Annotated in this window: 11 protein-coding genes; 9 read left to right on the top strand and 2 right to left on the bottom strand. The window is 71.9% G+C overall.

Features of this window, described 5'->3' with window-relative positions; all coding sequences use genetic code 11:
• The first annotated feature begins 36 nt into the window (after nucleotides 1-36).
• From glgX to ACLE50_RS04980, 8 genes are all read left to right on the top strand, one after another.
• Nucleotides 37-2,067 (top strand): glycogen debranching protein GlgX, encoded by a 2,031-nt coding sequence (gene glgX / locus ACLE50_RS05015; RefSeq protein ID WP_410942148.1) that lies wholly within the window; start codon nucleotides 37-39, stop codon nucleotides 2,065-2,067.
• Between the two features lie 217 nt (nucleotides 2,068-2,284).
• On the top strand, nucleotides 2,285-5,611 hold the full coding sequence (fdh, locus tag ACLE50_RS05010) for a formate dehydrogenase (RefSeq protein WP_410942147.1): 3,327 nt from the start codon (nucleotides 2,285-2,287) through the stop codon (nucleotides 5,609-5,611).
• 88 nt (nucleotides 5,612-5,699) lie between these two features.
• A complete protein-coding gene (locus tag ACLE50_RS05005; protein ID WP_410942146.1) occupies nucleotides 5,700-6,806 on the top strand; it encodes a 4Fe-4S dicluster domain-containing protein in 1,107 nt (368 codons plus the stop codon).
• The gene (nrfD, locus tag ACLE50_RS05000; protein ID WP_410942145.1) at nucleotides 6,803-7,909 is read left to right on the top strand and encodes an NrfD/PsrC family molybdoenzyme membrane anchor subunit; all 1,107 of its coding nucleotides are present in this window, start codon (nucleotides 6,803-6,805) and stop codon (nucleotides 7,907-7,909) included. Before ACLE50_RS05005 ends, nrfD begins: the two co-directional genes overlap by 4 nt.
• Before the next feature lie 253 nt (nucleotides 7,910-8,162).
• Complete coding sequence (locus ACLE50_RS04995; protein WP_410942144.1) at nucleotides 8,163-8,870, top strand: hypothetical protein; 708 nt, start codon at nucleotides 8,163-8,165, stop codon at nucleotides 8,868-8,870.
• Nucleotides 8,871-9,317: 447 nt separating this feature from the next.
• Nucleotides 9,318-10,019: a hypothetical protein gene (locus tag ACLE50_RS04990; protein WP_410942143.1), complete on the top strand. Its 702-nt coding sequence runs from the start codon at nucleotides 9,318-9,320 to the stop codon at nucleotides 10,017-10,019.
• 82 nt (nucleotides 10,020-10,101) lie between these two features.
• Complete coding sequence (locus ACLE50_RS04985) at nucleotides 10,102-10,722, top strand: RodZ family helix-turn-helix domain-containing protein (RefSeq protein ID WP_410942142.1); 621 nt, start codon at nucleotides 10,102-10,104, stop codon at nucleotides 10,720-10,722.
• A 454-nt stretch (nucleotides 10,723-11,176) separates the two neighbouring features.
• A complete protein-coding gene (locus ACLE50_RS04980; RefSeq protein ID WP_410942141.1) occupies nucleotides 11,177-11,674 on the top strand; it encodes a hypothetical protein in 498 nt (165 codons plus the stop codon).
• A 103-nt stretch (nucleotides 11,675-11,777) separates the two neighbouring features.
• On the opposite strand, the gene glgP is transcribed toward ACLE50_RS04980, so the two are convergent.
• A complete protein-coding gene (gene glgP / locus ACLE50_RS04975) occupies nucleotides 11,778-14,297 on the bottom strand; it encodes an alpha-glucan family phosphorylase (protein ID WP_410942140.1) in 2,520 nt (839 codons plus the stop codon).
• Between the two features lie 250 nt (nucleotides 14,298-14,547).
• Between glgP and ACLE50_RS04970 the strand changes: the two genes are divergently transcribed.
• Complete coding sequence (locus tag ACLE50_RS04970; RefSeq protein ID WP_410942139.1) at nucleotides 14,548-16,539, top strand: alpha-1,4-glucan--maltose-1-phosphate maltosyltransferase; 1,992 nt, start codon at nucleotides 14,548-14,550, stop codon at nucleotides 16,537-16,539.
• 43 nt (nucleotides 16,540-16,582) lie between these two features.
• On the opposite strand, the gene treS is transcribed toward ACLE50_RS04970, so the two are convergent.
• Nucleotides 16,583-18,883: a maltose alpha-D-glucosyltransferase gene (treS, locus tag ACLE50_RS04965; protein ID WP_410942138.1), complete on the bottom strand. Its 2,301-nt coding sequence runs from the start codon at nucleotides 18,881-18,883 to the stop codon at nucleotides 16,583-16,585.
• Nucleotides 18,884-19,224 lie beyond the last annotated feature (341 nt).

Here is a 19,224-nt window from a genome sequence, read left to right as displayed (position 1 = left end):
GTTGCCGGAGAAGTCACGGTGCCTATCCTGCCGACCGTGCCTGTCTTCCCGCTCGGTGCCCACCCCGACGATCACGGAACCCGCTTCGCGGTCGCCTCCACCAGTGCCGAGGCGGTGGAGGTGTGCCTGGTCGACGGCCCGGAGAGCAGCTCCGGGACGAGCGACCGCGAGCTCACCGAGCGCCGCGTCGAGCTGACCGAGCACACCTTCGGCGTGTGGCACGGCCACATCCCCGGGGTGCGGGCGGGCCAGCGCTACGGCTTCCGGGTGCACGGCCCGTACCGGCCGTTCCAGGGGCTGCGCGCCAACCCGCACAAGATCCTCGTCGACCCCTACGCGCGGCAGGTCGAGGGCGTGGTGACCGACGTCGTCGCCGCCCGCGGCTGGTACGGCGACCCGATGTCGGGCACGCCGAGCACCGTGGACTCGCTCGGCAGCGTGCCGCTGTCGGTGGTCACCGGCAACGGCGAGCGCGCCCGCCCGCCCCGCCCGGACGTGCCCTGGTCGGACACCGTGATCTCCGAGATCCACGTCAAGGGCTGGACCCGCAACCACCCGGAGGTCCCCGAGGCCCACCGCGGGACCTACCTCGGGCTGGCCCATCCGGCCGTCATCGCGCACCTGCAGCGGACCGGGATCACCGCGGTCGAGCTGCTCCCGGTGCAGGCGAGCGCCGCCGAGCCGCCGCTGCTGGAGCGCGGCGCGTCGAACTACTGGGGCTACGCGACGCTGGCCTTCCTCGCCCCGCACCCCGGCTACGCGGCCGTGCCCGGCAACGAGGCCGCCGAGTTCCGCTACCTGGTCGACACCCTGCACGCGGCCGGGATCGAGGTGATCCTCGACGTCGTCCCGAACCACACCTGCGAGGGCGGCGTCGGCGGGACGACGCTGTCCTACCGCGGGCTGGACGCCCCGGCGTACTACTCGCTCGGCGGCTCCGGGCACGACGCGGACATCACCGGCACCGGCAACACCCTCGACGCCGGCTCCCCCACGGTGATCCGGCTGATCTGCGACTCGCTGCGGCACTGGGTGCGCACCTACGGCGTCGACGGCTTCCGCATCGACCTCGCCTCGGTGCTCGGCCGACCGCACTCCGGGCCGTTCTCGGCCGAGTCGGCGATGCTCACCGCGATCGCCCAGGACCCGACGCTGTCGGCGTGCAAGCTGATCGCCGAGCCGTGGGACGCGACCGGCGAGGGTTACCGGGTGGGCGGCTTCGGCGTGGCCTGGTCGGAGTGGAACGGCCGCTACCGCGACGCCGTGCGCGACTTCTGGCGCGGGCACGGCGGGGTGGGCGAGCTGGCGTCACGGCTGACCGGCAGCTCCGACATCTACGCCGCGTCCGGGCGCAGGCCGTGGGCGTCGGTGAACTTCGTGACCGCGCACGACGGCTTCACCCTGCGCGACCTGGTGTCCTACGAGCACAAGCACAACGAGGGCAACGGCGAGCAGAACCGCGACGGCACCGACGACAACCGCTCGCAGAACCACGGCGCCGAGGGCGAGACCGCCGACGCCGGCATCCGCGCCGCCCGCCGGGCCACCGCCCGGGCCATGATGGCGACCCTGCTGCTGTCGATCGGCACGCCGATGATCACCGGCGGCGACGAGCGCTGGCGCACCCAGGGCGGCAACAACAACGCCTACTGCCGCGACGACGGCACCTCCTGGGTGGACTGGACCGCCACCGACGAGACCGCGGCGATGGAGGCGTTCACCGCGAAGGTCACCGCGCTGCGCCGGGAGTCCCCGGTGCTGCACCGGGACCAGTTCTACGTCGACGGCGAGGTCCTCTGGTGGGACCCGTCCGGCCGCCCGATGAACGACGGCGACTGGCACGACGGCGGGCGGCGCACCCTGGTCGTCCTGCTGGCCGACTACTGGCTGCTCCTGCTGCACTCCGGCGACGAGCCGGTGGACTGCGTGCTGCCCGGGGACCACGGGTTCGAGCCGGTGCTCGACTCCGCCGCCGAGGACGGTGAGCCCGTGGACCCGGCCCCGCTGGAGGCCGGTGCCACCGTGGTCCTGCCGCCCCGCTCGGTCCGACTGCTGCGGAGCCGCTGATTCGGCTTTCATCCGGACGACCGGTCCGCGTGTGCGAATTCCCGGCTCGACAGGTGGGTGACACACTTCACTCCGGCCCCGTCATCGACGCTTCGATTCACGGAACCTGTCGACACCGGGACGGAATCGGACGAACCACGCATTCTGATCGAGAAAACCGATCACTCGTGGTACGGCCCGGCCCGCACATGCGTTGTCGCAGGTCTACCGTGGAGGCATGACCAGGTCGAGCTTCCTCGGGTGGCCGGTTCTCCGGCAGCTCGCCAGCGGGGACATCTTCGGCCGCGGTCCTGCGGTGCAGTCCGGGAAGACGCGGCGGATGGAATCCCGCAACGCGACGGCCGACCGGGTCGTGCAGAGCGTCTGCCCCTTCTGTGCCGTCGGCTGCGGCCAGCGTGTGTACGTCAAGGACGAGAAGGTCACCCAGATCGAGGGCGACCCGGACTCGCCGATCTCGCGGGGCCGCCTGTGCCCCAAGGGCTCGTCGAGCGAGCAGCTGGTGAACAACCCGCTGCGCCAGACCAAGATCCTCTACCGGGCCCCGTACGCGAAGGACTGGGAGCCGCTCGAGCTCGACACCGCGCTCGACATGCTCGCGGACCGCTTCATCGAGGCGCGGGAGAACCACTGGCAGGAGACCGACGACGAGGGTCGTCTGCTCCGCCGCACGATGGGCATCGCCTCGCTGGGCGGCGCCACGCTGGACAACGAAGAGAACTATCTGATCAAGAAGCTCTTCACCGCCGCGGGCGCCATCCAGATCGAGAACCAGGCCCGTATTTGACACTCCGCCACGGTTCCCAGTCTGGGAGCCTCGTTCGGTCGCGGTGGAGCGACCCAGTCCCTGCAGGACATGGCCAACGCCGACTGCATCGTCCTCATGGGCGGCAACATGGCGGAGGCCCACCCGGTGGGGTTCCAGTGGGTGTCCGAGGCCAAGGCCCGCGGCGCCCGCATCATCCACGTCGACCCGCGCTTCACGCGTACCTCCGCGGTCGCGAACCGGCACCTGCCGATCCGCGCCGGCTCGGACGTCGTGCTGCTCGGTGCACTGATCAACTACGTGCTGCAGAACGACCTGTACTTCCACGAGTACGTCGTCTCCTACACCAACGCCGCGACCCTGGTGAACTCCGAGTTCCGCGACACCGAGGACCTCGGTGGCCTGTTCTCGGGCTTCGACCCGGAGACCGGTAGCTACGACCCGAGCACCTGGTCCTACGACGAGCACAACGTCTCGCCGAACGGCAACGAGAAGAACGCCAACTCGCTCGGTCACGCGGCCGGGGACGAGCACGGCGCCGGCGGCCCGCCGCTGGACCACGCCGAGGTGAACCGGGACGAGACGCTGCAGCACCCGCGCTCGGTCTTCCAGATCCTGAAGAAGCACTACGCCCGGTACACCCCGGAGATGGTGCAGGACCTGTGCGGCCTGGACGCGGAGCAGTTCGAGTACCTGGCGAAGTCGATCACGGCCAACTCGGGCCGGGAGCGGACCACCTGCTTCGGCTACGCGACGGGCTGGACCCAGCACACCCTCGGTGCGCAGTTCATCCGCAGTGCGGCCATCCTGCAGCTGCTCCTGGGCAACGTCGGCCGGCCCGGCAGCGGCATCATGGCGCTGCGCGGGCACGCGTCCATCCAGGGCTCGACCGACATCCCGACGCTGTTCAACCTGCTCCCGGGCTACCTGCCGATGCCGCACGCCGGCCGGCACGACACCTGGGAGGAGTACATCGAGTCCGTCGGCTCGAAGCAGCAGAAGGGCTACTGGGCCAACGCCGACGCCTACATGATCAGCCTGATGAAGGCCTGGTTCGGTGACGCGGCGCGCGAGGACAACAACTGGGCCTACGACTACCTGCCCCGGCTGACCGGTCCGCACGGGACCTACCAGACCGTGGTGGAGATGCTCGCCGGCAACGTCGACGGGTACTTCGTCCTGGGGCAGAACCCGGCGGTCGGTTCGCCGAACTCGCACCAGCAGCGCATGGGCATGTCCAAGCTCAAGTGGCTGGTCGTGCGCGACTTCAACATGATCGAGTCCGCCACCTGGTGGAAGGACGGCCCGGAGATCGCCTCCGGCGAGCTGAAGACCGAGGACATCGGTACCGAGGTCTTCTTCATGCCCGCCGCGACGCACGTCGAGAAGGCAGGCACCTTCACCCAGACCCAGCGGATGGTCCAGTGGCGGCACCAGGCCGTCGCCCCGCCGGGCGAGGCGCAGAGCGAGCTGGACTTCTTCTGGGAGCTGGGCCGTCGGATCCGGGAGCGGATGGCCGGGTCGGATCTGGAGCGGGATCGCCCGCTGCTGGACATGACCTGGGACTATCCGCTCGACGAGCACGGCCTGCCCGAGCCCGAGGCGGTGCTGGCCGAGATCAACGGCCACTACCTCACCGGGGAGAAGAAGGGCGAGCCGCTCCCGGCGCTGACCGAGATCAAGAACGACGGTTCGACCTCGGCCGGCTGCTGGATCTACACCGGCGTCTACGGCGAGGGGAAGAACCAGGCGGCGCGGCGCGTCCCGCACGGCGGGCACGGGCTCACCCAGTCCGAGTGGGGCTGGGTGTGGCCTGCGGACCGGCGGATGCTCTACAACCGGGCCTCCGCGGACCCGGACGGCAAGCCGTGGAGCGAGCGCAAGCGCTACATGTGGTGGGACGAGGCGGCAGGCCGCTGGGCAGGTCCGGACGTGCCGGACTTCCCGGTCGACCGGGCGCCCCACGCCCGCCCGGACCCGTCGATCGGCGGTCCGGACGCGCTCGCAGGCGACGACCCGTTCATCATGCAGGCGGACGGGAAGGCCTGGCTCTTCGCGCCGCGGGGACTGGTCGACGGTCCGCTCCCGGCGCACTACGAGCCGCAGGAGTCGCCGGTCACCAACACGCTCTACCCGCAGCAGCACGCGCCCGCGCGGATGCTGTTCGCCCGTGAGGACAACCTCATGGCGCCCGATGCCGGGATGGCCGGTGCCGGTGTGTACCCGTACGTGTTCACCACGTACCGGCTCACCGAGCACCACACGGCGGGCGGGATGAGCCGGTGGTCGCCGTTCCTGGCCGAGCTGCAGCCCGAGATGTTCTGCGAGATCTCCCCGGAGCTCGCCGCGGAACGCGGGCTGGAGAACGGTGGCTGGGCGACGATCGTGTCGCCGCGTGCGGCCATCGAGGCCCGGGTGCTGGTCACCGAGCGGATGAACCCGCTGCTGATCAACGGCAAGTGGGTGCACCAGGTGGGGCTGCCCTACCACTGGGGCGTCGGCACGGACGCCGTCGTCACCGGTGACGCGGCGAACGACCTGATCGGCATCGCGCTCGACCCGAACACCCAGATCCAGGGGTCGAAGGTCGGGTCGTGTGACCTGGTGGCCGGGCGGCGCCCGCGTGGCCACGCCGTCACCGAACTGGTCCAGGCCTACCGCGACCGTGCGGGGACGACGCCGGAGACCGACAACGAGCGGATCTCCGACCCGTCGGAGGAGGGCATCTACCCGAACCCTCCGCACACCGACGAGACCGAAGCCCCGCACACCGCCCGATGACGCACCCCGCCACCACCTCACGAAGCGGAGCCGCCCCGTCCCCCGGTCAGCCGGGGGCCGGGCGGCTCACCGCCGTACAGGAGTTCTGATGGGTCAACTGGCCGGCCCCACCGACCCGACCGCCGATGTGCACTGGGACGAGCCCCAGCCGCGCAAGGGGTTCTTCACCGACACGTCGATCTGCATCGGCTGCAAGGCCTGCGAGGTCGCGTGCAAGGAGTGGAACCACAACCCGCGTGACGGTGACCTCGAGCTCACCGGCATGTCCTACGACAACACCGAGCAGCTCGGCGCCAGCACCTGGCGCCACGTCGCGTTCATCGAGCAGGACGAGGACCGCATCGAGGAGGCCCGGGCCTCCGGGCGCGCCCTGGTCAACCTCGGCCTGCCCTCGATCCGCACCAAGGAGAAGGAGGCCGTGCCCGCCGGCGTCGGCGCCTCCTCCAACGGGTCCTCGAACGGCGCACTGTCCAACGGCTCGGGCAACGGCTTCGACGGCGCACTCGGTCTCGCCGCGCTCCCCCCGCGGGAGCAGATGGACCTGACGCCGCCGGACACCCCGGAGTTCCGCTGGCTGATGTCCTCCGACGTCTGCAAGCACTGCACGCACGCCGGGTGCCTGGACGTCTGCCCGACCGGTGCGCTGTTCCGCACCGAGTTCGGCACGGTCGTCGTCCAGCACGACGTGTGCAACGGCTGCGGCACCTGCGTCGCGGGCTGCCCGTTCGGTGTCGTCGAGCGCCGCGCCGACGGCACCGCCGCCCCGACGACCGGCTCCGGTGACCGCAAGGGCGAGCAGCCCGACGTCCCGCGCCGGGGCGTCGCGCAGAAGTGCACGCTCTGCTACGACCGGCTGATCGACGGCGAGACCCCGGCGTGCGCCAAGACCTGCCCGACGACGTCGATCAAGTTCGGGGACACCGAGGACCTCGCGGTGGTCGCCCAGCAGCGCGTCGAGCAGCTGCACGCGCAGGGGCTCACCGAGGCCCGGCTCTACGGCGCCAACCCCAACGACGGCGTCGGCGGCACCGGCTCGATCTTCCTGCTCCTCGACGAGCCGGAGGTCTACGGCCTGCCGCCGGACCCGCGGGTCTGCACCGCCGACCTGCCGGAGATGTGGAAGACCGCGCTCATCGCGAGCGCCGGCATGGTGGGTGCCGCGGCGCTCGCGTTCCTGACGGGAGGACGGCGATGAGCGTCAACGAGTTCGACAGCTACCGCCCGCCGGAGCAGCCGAAGAAGCGCCGCAAGCGGCGTCGCCAGGCCGCCGCGGCCGGCGACGCGAGCCGGCGCGGCGCCGAGGGCAACCGCGAGATGCCGATGGTGCCCGACGTCGAGGCGATGGCCCACGACTCGTACTACGGCAAGGGCGTCGTCAAGCCGCCGCCGTGGGGGCACGAGGTCGCGGCCTACCTGTTCCTCGGCGGCGTCGCGGGCGGCTCCGGGCTGCTCGGTGCCGGTGCGCAGATGTCGAAGCGCCCGAAGCTGCGCCGCAACACCCGGGTGATCGCCATGAGCGCGGTCGGCCTGGGCGGCGTCGCGCTGGTCATGGACCTGGGACGCCCGGACCGCTTCTACAACATGCTCCGGACGTTCAAGGTCACCTCGCCGATGAGCGTCGGCTCGTGGATCCTGTCCGGCTACGCCGGGGCGCTCACCGTCGCGTTCGGTGCGGACTTCGACCGGATGCTCGGCGAGCGGCTGCCGCTCGGCCCGCTGCGCAAGCTGCTGCGGCTCGCGGAGAACCCGGCCGGTCTCGGCGCGGCCGTGTTCGCGGCGCCGCTGGCGTCCTACACCGGTGTGCTGCTGTCCGACACCGCGGTCCCGACCTGGAACGCGATGCGCGAGGGCCTGCCGTACGTGTTCGTCAGCTCGGCGAGCCTCGCGGCGTCCGGCCTGGCCATGGTGACGACGCCGGTCGAGGAGTGCGGCCCGGCCCGCAAGCTGGCCGTCGCCGGCGTCATCGGTGACATCGCGTTCATGAAGTGGACCGAGTCGCGGATGGACGAGACGGTCAAGGAGCCGCTGCACCACGGCGAGTCCGGCAAGCTGGTGACGTGGGCCGAGCGGCTCGCGATCGCCGGTGGTGTCGGCACGCTGCTGGGCGGGCGGAAGCGCCCGATCGCGATCCTGTCCGGGCTGTGCCTGGCCGCGGCGTCGGCGTTCACCCGGTTCGGGGTGTTCGAGGCCGGGCTGCACTCGGCGCGGGACCCGAAGTACACGATCGAGCCGCAGCGCCGCCGCCTCGCGGCCCGCCGCGCCGCCGGGATCACCGACGACTCGATCACCACGGTCTGACACCCCACGCACCACCTGCGGGCGGGCCCCCTCGATCTCGAGGGGGCCCGCCCGTTTTCCGGTGATTCTCCGCCGGACGTACGCCTGGATACCCCTGTCCGAGTGATCATCTGTACCGGCATCCGCCCCGAATGCCGGTGCGGCACCAGGCAACCCCCGCTCATCGGGTGGCACTCCCCCGTTCCTGTCACGCACCGTGCCCACAGGTCGATGAACCGGGTGACATGCATGCACACGAACTGGGGGGTTCGTCATGACCAGAGCACTCGTCCGGTCCACGAAGGTGGTCCTGCTGCTCCTCACCACGCTGCTGGCGACGGTGCTCGCCGCCGGTGCGGCGAGCGCGGCACCGCAGCCCGGGCCGCCGGCGCCGGGGCCGGTGCGGGATCTGACGGTGGCCATCGGGCCCGGCAGCGGCGCCCGGGGGTCGGCGTTCGACGCGTCCTGGACGCAGCCGGCGACGGGCCCGATGATCGAGGGTTACTACCGCTACGAGGTGACCGACGCGCTCGGCAAGCGCGTCGACGCCGGCCGGACCGACGACACGCGCGCGGGCACGTTCCACGGCGACTACTGCCGCGCGCCGTACACGTTCACCGTCCGTGCGGTCTCGGTGAGCGGGCGCGACGGCGCCGAGACGGCCGGCCCGCCGGCGAGCGCGAGCTACGGCAGCGCCGGCAGCGACGCCTGCGCGCTGCACTCGACGCTCGCCGCGAAGCAGACCGGCCCGGGCGCCGTGGACGTCACGATCACCTCGGCCCAGACCGCGCCGGTCGAGGTCTCCGGTGACTGCGTGCTGAACGTCGACGGCAAGCCGGTCTGGAGCGGCACCTGCGGTGGCTACAAGGCGAAGACCGCGCACGTCACCGGGCTCGAGCCCGGCACGCACGGTCTGATCCTGGTCACCAAGTCGCCCAACGGGATCACCTACACCGACCGGGGCACCGCGACCGTGCGGTGACCCGGTCCCCCGCGGTCGGCGCCGTTGAGGGGGCGGCACCGGCGGCGGGGTATCTGTTGCAACGAGGAAGGGGGTCGCGGCGCCTGCGGGCGCCGCGGCCCCCTTTCTTGCGTGCCTGCCCCTCACACGCCCGGTCTTCTCGCGCGCCCGATCTTCTCGCGCGTCTGGTCTTCTCGGTGCCCGCACCGGGCGCGCATACTCGCCGGACGCCGGGCCACGAGTCCCGCTGCCGGGGCGGTGCTCCGCCGGGAGCGGGGCTGCTGACTCCACCGCCGTCCGAGTGAATCGCGGCCCGGAAATTCCCCCGAATTGCATTCCGATGCCGAGCAACCCCCTGACCATCGGGTGGCGATGCCGCAATTCCGTGACGCGGGATCGTTGCGTGCCGATACTTCGGGTGCGGTGCCACACCGGGCACCGCGACTCATACGAACTGGGGGGTTCGTGATGAACGGAGCACTCGACCGGTCGCTGAAAGCGGCCGTTCTGATCGCCGCCACGTCGCTGACGGCGGTTCTCGGCGCCGGTGCGGCGAACGCGGCACCGGCGGCGTCCGAGCCGACGCCGCCCGGTCCGGTGCAGGGTCTGCACCTGGACTCCCGCGGCGGTGAGGGCGCCCGCGTCGCCTACTTCGACGCGGGGTGGAAGGCCCCGGCCGACACCGGTGGGGGCAAGAACCTGCACTACGCCTACGACGTCCGGGACACCACCGGCCGCAAGATCGACGCCGGCCAGACCGATGCGACGGCGGCGGGCCGGTTCGACGCCGACCGCTGCACCCAGCCGTACACGATCAAGGTCCACGCCGTGACCGAGAAGCCGAACGGCTCCGTGCTGGTCGGGCCCGAGACGAGCGCCACGTTCGGATCGCTGACCTGCGAGATCAACTCCTCGCTCGCGGCGAAGCAGACCGGCCCGGGCACCGTGCACGTCGACATCAAGCGCGAGGCGCCGTGGGACCCGGAGGTCGGTGGTCCGGGCGTCCTCACCGCCGACGGCCAGAAGGTCTGGTCGGGCTCGGTCGGTGGCGCCGAGGACGAGGAGGCCACGATCTCCGGCCTGAAGCCGGGCACGCACCACCTGAAGCTGACCACCCGCTCGCCCAACGGGCACGACTACGTCGCGACCACGGACGTCACCGTCAAGTAACCGCACGTCACACCGGCTCCGGCGGTCCGCTCGGGCCGCCGGAGCCGGTCCACCACACGAGAACACCGGGGGGATGATCTCGATGGGTACCACCGACACGATCCGGCGCGCACTGGTCGCCGGGAGCCTCGCCGCGGGCGTCGCACTGACCGGGTTCGCCGGCGTCGCGAGCGCCGCGCCCGACCTCAACAGCACGGCGGCGCCGACGCTGAACAGCACCGCCGCACCGGCACTCAACAGCACCGCCGCACCAGCGCTCAACAGCACCGCCGCACCAGCGCTCAACAGCACCGCCGCACCGGCGCTCAACAGCACCGCCGCACCGGCGCTCAACAGCACTGCCGCACCGGACGGCAACGTCGCCGAGCCGGTGCTCGGCGGCTCTCCCGGCAACCCGCACGCCCAGGGTCTGGGCACCGCCCGGCCGAACCACATCGACCTGGGCGGCGCCTCGGCGACGGGTGTCTGGGACAACGTCCTGTGGCAGTCGTGGGGAGGCCCGGTGGCGAGCGGCAGCGCGATCGCCGCCTACGTCCCGCCCCACGAGCCGAACTCCAGCGCCCGCGAGGAGCCGGGCGTCGTGTACGCCGACGACCTCGGCACCTGCAACGGCGTGCCGTCGTACCGCACGCTGCACACCTACTTCCCGAAGTACGGCCAGGGTCCCGAGGACGCGACGTCGGTCCCGATCTGCCACGAGTGAGTGGCCCTACGCCGAACTGAGCACGGCACGAAACTGGAGCACGGCCGGAGGGGCCGCGGCGTCTCGACGCCGCGGCCCCTCTGTCGTTCCCGGGGCCGGACCCGTTGCCGCCGGACCCGTTGCCGCACAGCCCGATCCATCCACCCCGACCCGCACAGCCCGGTCGGCCTCAGCGGATACGGGGCCCGGACAGGCCCCGGTACCTCCACCCGGGTGAAAGATCATTCGGGAACTCGCATCGGTTTCCCTTCCGATGCCGAGCAACCCCCTTCTGATCGGGTGGATGATCACCGATTCTGTTTCGCGGGCCCCGATTCCGACGATACTCGTTGTGCAGCTGCACGACAGCGAACCGGGGGGTTCGTTCCGGACAGCGCCCGAGAACGTCGCAGAACCGTGGCGACACCTCGGACCACCAATTCGGAAACACCGGGAAAACAGGGGGACGATCTCGATGGACACGAACACGATCCGACGCGCACTGGTGGCCGCCGGCCTCGCCGCGGGTGTTGCACTGACCGGGTTCGCCGGCGTGGCGAACGCCGCTCCGGCGGCCGACACCGCCGCGGCGCCCGCGTCGCTGTCGGTGCAGGCACCGACCGGCGTGAAGTCCGAGCCGGTGCTGGGCGGGGCGCCCGGCAACCCGGCCGCACAGGGCCTCGGCGCTCCGCGGCCGACCTACGTCGACCTCGGCGGGGCGTCGGCGACCGGCGTCTACCAGAACATCGCCTGGAACAGCTGGGGCGGCCCGATCGCCTCCGGCACGGCCGTCGCGTCGTACTCCGCTCCGGGTGCGCCGATCGCCGACGCCAAGCAGGAGCAGGCCGTCGTCTTCGCCTCGGACCTCGGGGTGTGCGACGGCAAGCTCGCCTACCGGACGCTGAGCGCCTACTTCCCGCAGCACGGCGAGAAGCCGGCCGACGCGCGCGCCGTGTCGGTCTGCGAGGAGTGAGCGAGAAGCACCACTGATCGAGCGGGGCCGCGGCGTGCAGACGCCGCGGCCCCGTCGTCGTTGCCGGGCGGCCGCTGCTGGGTCACCGCTTCCGGCGGGCCGCTCAGCCGGCCAGGACGATCCGCCCCAGCTCGACCGAGGAGGCCAGGTGCGGGTGGTCCGGCAGCACCCGCACCGTGTAGCCGGTCAGGCCGGCGTGCGGCAGCGGCACCTCGATCTCCCAGGTGTCGTCGCCGGTGTGCTCCATCGGCACGGTGACGGCCTCGGCGAGCTCGTCGGCGTCGTCCACCCGCCCGACGACCGCCTCGACCGTCACGTCCGCGGGCTCCAGCCCGGCCAGGTCGACCCCGGCGCGCACCCGCATCGGGGAGCCGACGACCGGGGTCTCCGGCAGCCCGGACGCGTCGACTCCGGTGACCCGCACGTGGTTCCAGGCCTTGTCCAACCGGGCGCGGTAGGCGGCGACGTCGCGGGCCGCCGCGTAGTCCTCCCCCGTGACGGCGGCCGCGGCGCGGGCGGCCGGGGCGTACCAGTCGTGCACGTACTCGCGCACCATCCGGGTCGCCTGCACCTCCGGGCGCAGGGTGCTCAGCGTGTGCCGCACCATGTCCACCCAGCGGTCCGGGACGCCGCCGTAGCGGTCGTAGAACGCGGGGGCGACCTGGGTGGCGATCAGCTCGTAGAGCGCGTTGGCCTCGAGATCGTCGCGCCGGGTCGGGTCCTCGACGCCGTCGGCGGTGGGGATGGCCCAGCCGTTGCCGCCGTCGTAGAGCTCGTCCCACCAGCCGTCGCGGATGGACAGGTTCAGCCCGCCGTTGAGCGCGGACTTCATGCCCGAGGTGCCGCAGGCCTCCAGCGGGCGCAGCGGGTTGTTCAGCCAGACGTCGCAGCCCCAGTAGAGGTAGCGGGCCATCGACATGTCGTAGTCGGGCAGGAACACGATGCGGTGCCGGACACCGGCGTCGTCGGCGAAGCGGACGATCTGCTGGATCAGCGCCTTGCCGCCGTCGTCGGCGGGGTGGGACTTGCCGGCCACGATCAGCTGCACCGGCCGCTGCGGGTCGAGCAGCAGGCTGCGCAGCCGGTCGGCGTCGCGCAGCATCAGGGTCAGCCGCTTGTAGGTCGGGACGCGGCGGGCGAAGCCGACGGTGAGCACGTCGCGGTCGAAGACGTGGTCGGTCCAGCCCAGCTCCGGCTCGGACGCGCCGCGCTCCAGCCACGCCGCGCGCACCCGTCGGCGGACCTCGTCGACCAGCCGAGAACGCAGCGTGTTGCGCAGCGACCACAGGTCGTGGGCCGAGACCTCGCCGACGTGCGCGTGCTCCGGCGGGCCGAGCAGCTCGGTGACCTGGGTGGCCTCCCAGGTGGGGCCGTGCACGCCGTTGGTGACCGAGCCGATCGGCACCTCGTCGGGGTCGAACCCCGACCACAGCCCGCCGAACATCTCCCGCGAGACGTGGCCGTGCAGCCGGGACACCCCGTTGGCGCGCTGGGCCAGGCGCAGACCCATGTGCGCCATGTTGAACATCTCCGGGTCCTCCTCCGCGCCGAGCGCGAGGAGGCGGTCCGGCGGCAGCCCGGGCAGCAGGTCGCCGGTGAGGTAGCGGCCCACCAGGGTCACGCCGAAGCGGTCGATGCCGGCGGGGACCGGGGTGTGGGTGGTGAACACCGTCCCGGCGCGGACGGCCGCCAGCGCCTCGTCGAAGTCCAGCCCGGAACCGGTGCACAGCTCGCGGATCCGCTCGAGCCCGAGGAACCCGGCGTGGCCCTCGTTGGTGTGGAACACCGCGGGCTCGGGGTGCCCGGTGACCTCGCAGAACCGGCGCAGCGCCCGCACGCCGCCGATGCCGATCAGGATCTCCTGGCGGATCCGGTGGTCCTGGTCGCCGCCGTAGAGCCGGTCGGTGACGCCGCGCAGCTCCGGCTCGTTCTCCTCGATGTCGGAGTCGAGCAGCAGCAGCGGCACCCGGCCGACGTGGGCGAGCCAGACCCGCGCGGTGAGCACCCGCGCGTCGGGCATCGCGACCTCGACCAGCACCGGGGTGCCGTTCTGCTCCCCGTCGGTGGTGAGCAGCTGCAGCGGCAGGCCCTGCGGATCCAGCGCCGGGTAGTGCTCGAGCTGCCAGCCGTCGAGCGAGAGCGACTGCCGGAAGTAGCCGGACCGGTAGAGCAGCCCGACGCCGACCAGCGGCACCCCGAGGTCGGACGCGGCCTTGAGGTGGTCACCGGCCAGCACGCCGAGGCCGCCGGAGTAGTTCGGCAGCACCTCCGAGACGCCGAACTCCATGGAGAAGTAGGCGACGGCGTCGGGCAGGCCGGGCTCGTCGTCGTGCTGGTACCAGCGCGGCTCGGACAGGTAGCGGTCCAGGTCCGCGGCGCAGGAGGCGACCCGGTCGGTGATCGCGGAGTCCTCGGCGAGCTCGGCCAGCCGCGAGGTCGGGATCTCCCCCAGCAGCCGCACCGGGTCCTGCCCGCAGGACTCCCAGGCGTCGGGGTCCAGCGAGGCGAACAGGTCGCGGGTGGGGGCGTGCCAGCTCCAGCGCAGGTTCGTCGCCAGTGTCTGGAGCGGGGCCAGCGGGCCGGGCAGCTGGGCACGGACGGTGAATCGGCGCAGGGCTCTCACGGCGCGCACCCTAGCCGTTTCCGACAGGGCCACGGGAGCGTCGCGCGCCCCCGGTTCCCGCTCGGGCGACCAGGTGTCACCACGACGGGAGGTCCGGTCACGAAGCGCGACTGAACCGATGCCGAACAGCGGTGTTCCGGCCGTGTCCCGTCGCGCGCAGTACTGGACCGAATGGGTACGGTTGTCCCGCGCGCCACACAGGTCCCGGTGTGCACAAGCCGATCGAGCAGGAAGCCGGGGGTGACGTCCGATGATCGGGCGGCTCGGAATCGACGACGTGACGCCGTTCGTGGAGTCGGGCGATCCGGCCAAGGCGGTGGTCGGTGAGGTCGTGCCGATCCGCGCCACGGTCTGGCGCGAGGGCCACGACGCCGTCGCCGCCAACGTCGTGTTCACCCATCTGCCCGCCGACGGCTCCGAGGGCGAGTCCCGCCACGTGCGGATGGAGCCCGAGGGCACCGGCACCGACCGCTTCGTCGCCTGGGTCGTGCCCGACGCCGAGGGCCGCTGGTCCTTCCGGGTCGACGCCTGGAGCGACCCGTGGACCACGTGGCGCAACGCCGTCGAGAAGAAGATCGAGGCAGGCCAGTCCGCCGAGGAGCTGGCCAACGACCTCGAGACCGGCGCCCGGCTGCTGCACCGGGTCGGCCGCCGTCCGTCCGAGAAGGACAGCCGCGACCTGCTCCTGGGCGCGGCGAACACGCTGCGCGACACGGCCCTGCCGCTGCGGGCGCGGGTCGCCCCGGCCCTGTTCGACGCCGTCGAGACGATCATGACCGAGCGCCCGGTGCGCGAGCTGATCACCCACGGCCCCGAGCGCGAGATCCACGCCGACCGCACCCGTGCGCTGTTCGGCTCCTGGTACGAGTTCTTCCCGCGCTCCACCGGCGGCCGCGACGAGACCGGCCGGCCGGTGCACGGCACGTTCGCGACGGCGTCCAAGGAGCTCGACCGCGTCGCCCGGATGGGCTTCGACGTGGCCTACCTGCCGCCGATCCACCCGGTCGGCACGGTGCACCGCAAGGGCCGCAACAACTCCGTGCACGCCGAGCCGGGTGACGTCGGGTCGCCGTGGGCGATCGGCTCCGCCGACGGCGGGCACGACGCGATCGACCCGGAGCTGGGCGACTTCGCCGACTTCGACGCGTTCGTCACCAAGGCCCGCGAGCTCGACCTGGAGGTCGCGCTCGACCTGGCGCTGCAGTGCGCGCCCGACCACCCGTGGGTCGCCGAGCACCCGGAGTGGTTCACCGTCCGGCCCGACGGCACGATCGCCTACGCCGAGAACCCGCCGAAGCGCTACCAGGACATCTACCCGCTCAACTTCGACCGCGACCCCGAGGGGATCTACGCCGAGGTCCTGCGCGTGGTGCTGACCTGGGTCGAGCACGGCGTCACGATCTTCCGCGTCGACAACCCGCACACCAAGCCGCCGAACTTCTGGCACTGGCTGATCTGGGAGGTCAAGCGGGAGCACCCCGAGGTGCTGTTCCTGGCCGAGGCCTTCACCCGCCCGGCACGACTGTTCGGGCTCGCCCGGATCGGCTTCACCCAGTCCTACACGTACTTCACGTGGCGGACCGAGAAGGAGGAGCTGACCGAGTTCGCGACGATGCACGCCGAGCACGCCGACGAGTGCCGTCCGAACCTGTTCACCAACACCCCGGACATCCTGCACGAGTCGCTGCAGACCGGCGGCCCCGCGATGTTCGCGATCCGCGCGACGCTGGCCGCGACGATGTCGCCGACCTGGGGCGTCTACTCCGGATTCGAGCTGTACGAGGGCACCCCGGTGAAGCCGGGCAGCGAGGAGTACCTCGACTCCGAGAAGTACGAGCTGCGCCCGCGCGACTTCGAGACCGCGCTCAACCAGGGCCGCTCGCTGGAGCCGTACCTGACGCTGCTCAACGAGATCCGCCGCGAGCACCCGGCGCTGCAGCAGCTGCGCGAGATCACCTTCCACACCGTCGAGAACGACAACCTGATCGCCTACTCCAAGCTGGACCCGGCGACCGGGGACCAGGTGATCGTCGTGTGCACCCTGGACCCGGACAACCCGCAGCAGGGCACGCTGACCCTGGACATGCCGGCACTCGGCCTGGACTGGGACGACGTCGTCGACGTGACCGACGAGGTGACCGGCCAGACGTTCCGGTGGGGCGAGCACAACTTCGTGCGGCTCATCCCGACCGACAACGTCGCGCACGTCGTGCGGCTGCCGGCGCAGAAGCCGCTGGTCTGATCGACGGGTGGCCCCGGGCCGAGCGGGCCCGGGACCACCCGCGTCACTCCTCGTCGGCCGGGGGCTCCAGCAGCACGGCCATCGCCCGGAACGGGCTCATCGGCACCCGGAACCCGTTCAGCTCGTCGACGGTGCCGATCTCCTCGCCGGAGAACAGGTCGACCACCGTCGACCCGGGGTCCAGGTGCTCGGAGCGGACGAACGCGTCGACGTCCTCGTCGGCGAAGTTCAGCACGGTGACCTGGACCTTCCCCGGCACGAAGCGGCCGTCGGGGCCCGCCTCCTGCAGCCGGTGCACCATCACCAGCAGCCCGCGGTGCGAGACGTCGGGGATGTCGATCTGCTCGGCCGTCGCGACCCCGCAGTCCTTGCGGACGGCGAGGATCGCCTGCATCTGCCGGACGAAGCTCTCGTCGTCGGTCAGCTGCTCGGGCAGCGAACCGTAGAGGCTGCGCCCGCGCGGCATCCCCGACGACGACCGGTCGGCGTCCGGGCTGTGGCCCATCAGGTCGTGCGCGGGCCGCGAGATCCACCGGGTGTCCCCCGAGGCCAGCAGGTCGGGCACCCGGTCCGGCGGCAGGGTCAGCATGCCGAGCAGGTCCCAGCCCGACAGCGCGAACACCCCCGGCTGGAACGCGTTGAACATGACCAGCAGCAGGTGCACCCGGCGGATGCGGGCGACGTCGTCGGGCCCGATGTCGTCGAGCGCGCCGATCCCCAGCGACGCGGCGATCACCGTCGCCGTGGTGCAGGCGATGCCGTTGGTGGTGAAGACCAGGTTGTACGGCGCGTCGGCGCCGGTCAGCGCCTCGGAGAGGTCCTTGCGGATGGTGTCGGCGAGGTCGCCGCCGCGCATCTCCTCGCCGCGGAACGCGTACAGCTCGTCGGGGTGCCCGGCGGTCCAGTGCACCAGCTCGTAGGTGAGCTCGTCGTGGTTCTGCAGGGCGTGCACCAGCGAGGCCGGGTCGACGCCGACGTCGAGCGCGGTGCGCAGCGTGAGCCGCAGGAACTCGGTGTCCGCCGTGGCCAGCGCGTGGTGATAGGCGGGACGGTTGATGAAGTCGTAGGACAGGTCCGCGCCGGCCTCCGACGCCGACCGGATGTCGTCGACGGTGAGGTTGAGCTCCTGGAAGGTGAAGCCGCCGACCTTGCGCACCATGCTCGCGATGAGGTGGTTCGCGGCCTCGGACAGCGGGTGGCCCTCCGACCAGCCGGGCATCCCGCCGGTGGACTTCTCGACGCCGAGGAAGCCGTTGGCGTCCAGGCGCAGCGCGCCGGAGCCGAGGTCGGCGAGCGAGTGCAGGGCGTCGCCGATGACCATGCGCATCCCGGCGAACGTCGGGTCCAGCCAGTTCACCGACGGCTGGCCGTCCTTGAAGTAGTGCAGGTAGACCCAGCGCCGGGCGACGCCGTCGACCCCGGTGACCTCGCAGGTCGCCGACCAGTTGGTCTCCTTCACACCCTCCTGGAAGAAGATCACCCGCTGCAGCCGGCCGACGATGTAGCCGGTCTTCTCCAGCGCCTCCTCGGTGGCCTGGTCGAGGTTGACCGAGTCGTGCCCGGGCGGGACGTCGGGCAGCAGGTTCCAGTCGCCCGGCTCGATCTCGACCATGTGGTAGATGCCGGGGTAGTCGCCGTAGCCGAGCTCGGCGAGCCGGAAGTCCGCGCCCTTGCCGGTGTGGCCGGGCACGATGTCGTCGATGATCGTGCCGCCGTGCCAGGTCGCGGCCGCGCACATCGCCCGGAACTCGTCCTCGGTGCCGAACGCGGGGTCGATCTCGTTGGAGATCCGGTCGAAGTGCCCGTCGACGCTCGGGGTCGGCTGCCAGCCGCTGATGCCGCCGGCCTTCTTCACCGGGCCGGTGTGCAGTGCCTCGATCCCGATGGCCTCGAACGCCTCCCACATCGCCTCGTCGCCGAGCGCACCGAGGAACGACGTGCCCTCCTCGGTGATCAGCGAGATCGGGTACGCGGTGAACCACACCGAGGCGGTCTCCACCGCGTGGCGCGGGCCGGGGTTGGCGAACGGGTTCTGCCACATCGAGCCCTGCCCGGAGAACTGGCGGGCCAGCTCGTCGGCGTGGCCGAGCATCGACTGGGCCAGCAGCCAGGAGACGTAGACCGGGTTCTCGCCGGAGGCGGGGCCGTCCTGCGACACCGAGCGGCGGCGGACGGTCGAGCGGACCCGGGCGCGGTGACGCAGCGTGCGGGGCCGGGCCTCGTGGTAGTACTCGGCGAAGTTGACCTCGTGCGGAGGCTGTTCCTGCTCCTCCCCCTCGGCCGCGGCGATCTCGTCCGTCTGCGTCTCGGCCGGCTGCTCGGCCTTCGGCTCTCGCTCGGTCACGCCGCCGGTCCTCCGGGAGGGTGTGGGGTCGGATGGTCGGCCCGGCTCCCGGCCGGCGACGGGGCGGCGCACGCGGGCGTGCGGGACCGTCACCGGGGCGCGGGGACCGGCTTCTCAGTATGGGTTTCCGGGCGGTCATCCGCCGGGCGGAGAACCGACATCGGGAGGTCTCACGGGGGGTGACCAACCGTGACCGACGGGTGATCAACCTGCGGCGGAGCGTACCAGCGTGATCCTTGTCGTCCCGCCCGGATCGCCGCTTCCGGATAGGGTCCGGCACGCGTCGGCGTCACGGTGGGCGCATCCCGTGACGCGGCGGGAACGCTGCAGCAACACGGCCG

Source organism: Pseudonocardia phyllosphaerae (genome assembly GCF_046546475.1).
Lineage (GTDB): Bacteria > Actinomycetota > Actinomycetes > Mycobacteriales > Pseudonocardiaceae > Pseudonocardia > Pseudonocardia phyllosphaerae.
The sequence above is the reverse complement of the archived record's forward strand: the minus strand, read 5'-3'. Positions and strand labels throughout refer to the sequence as shown.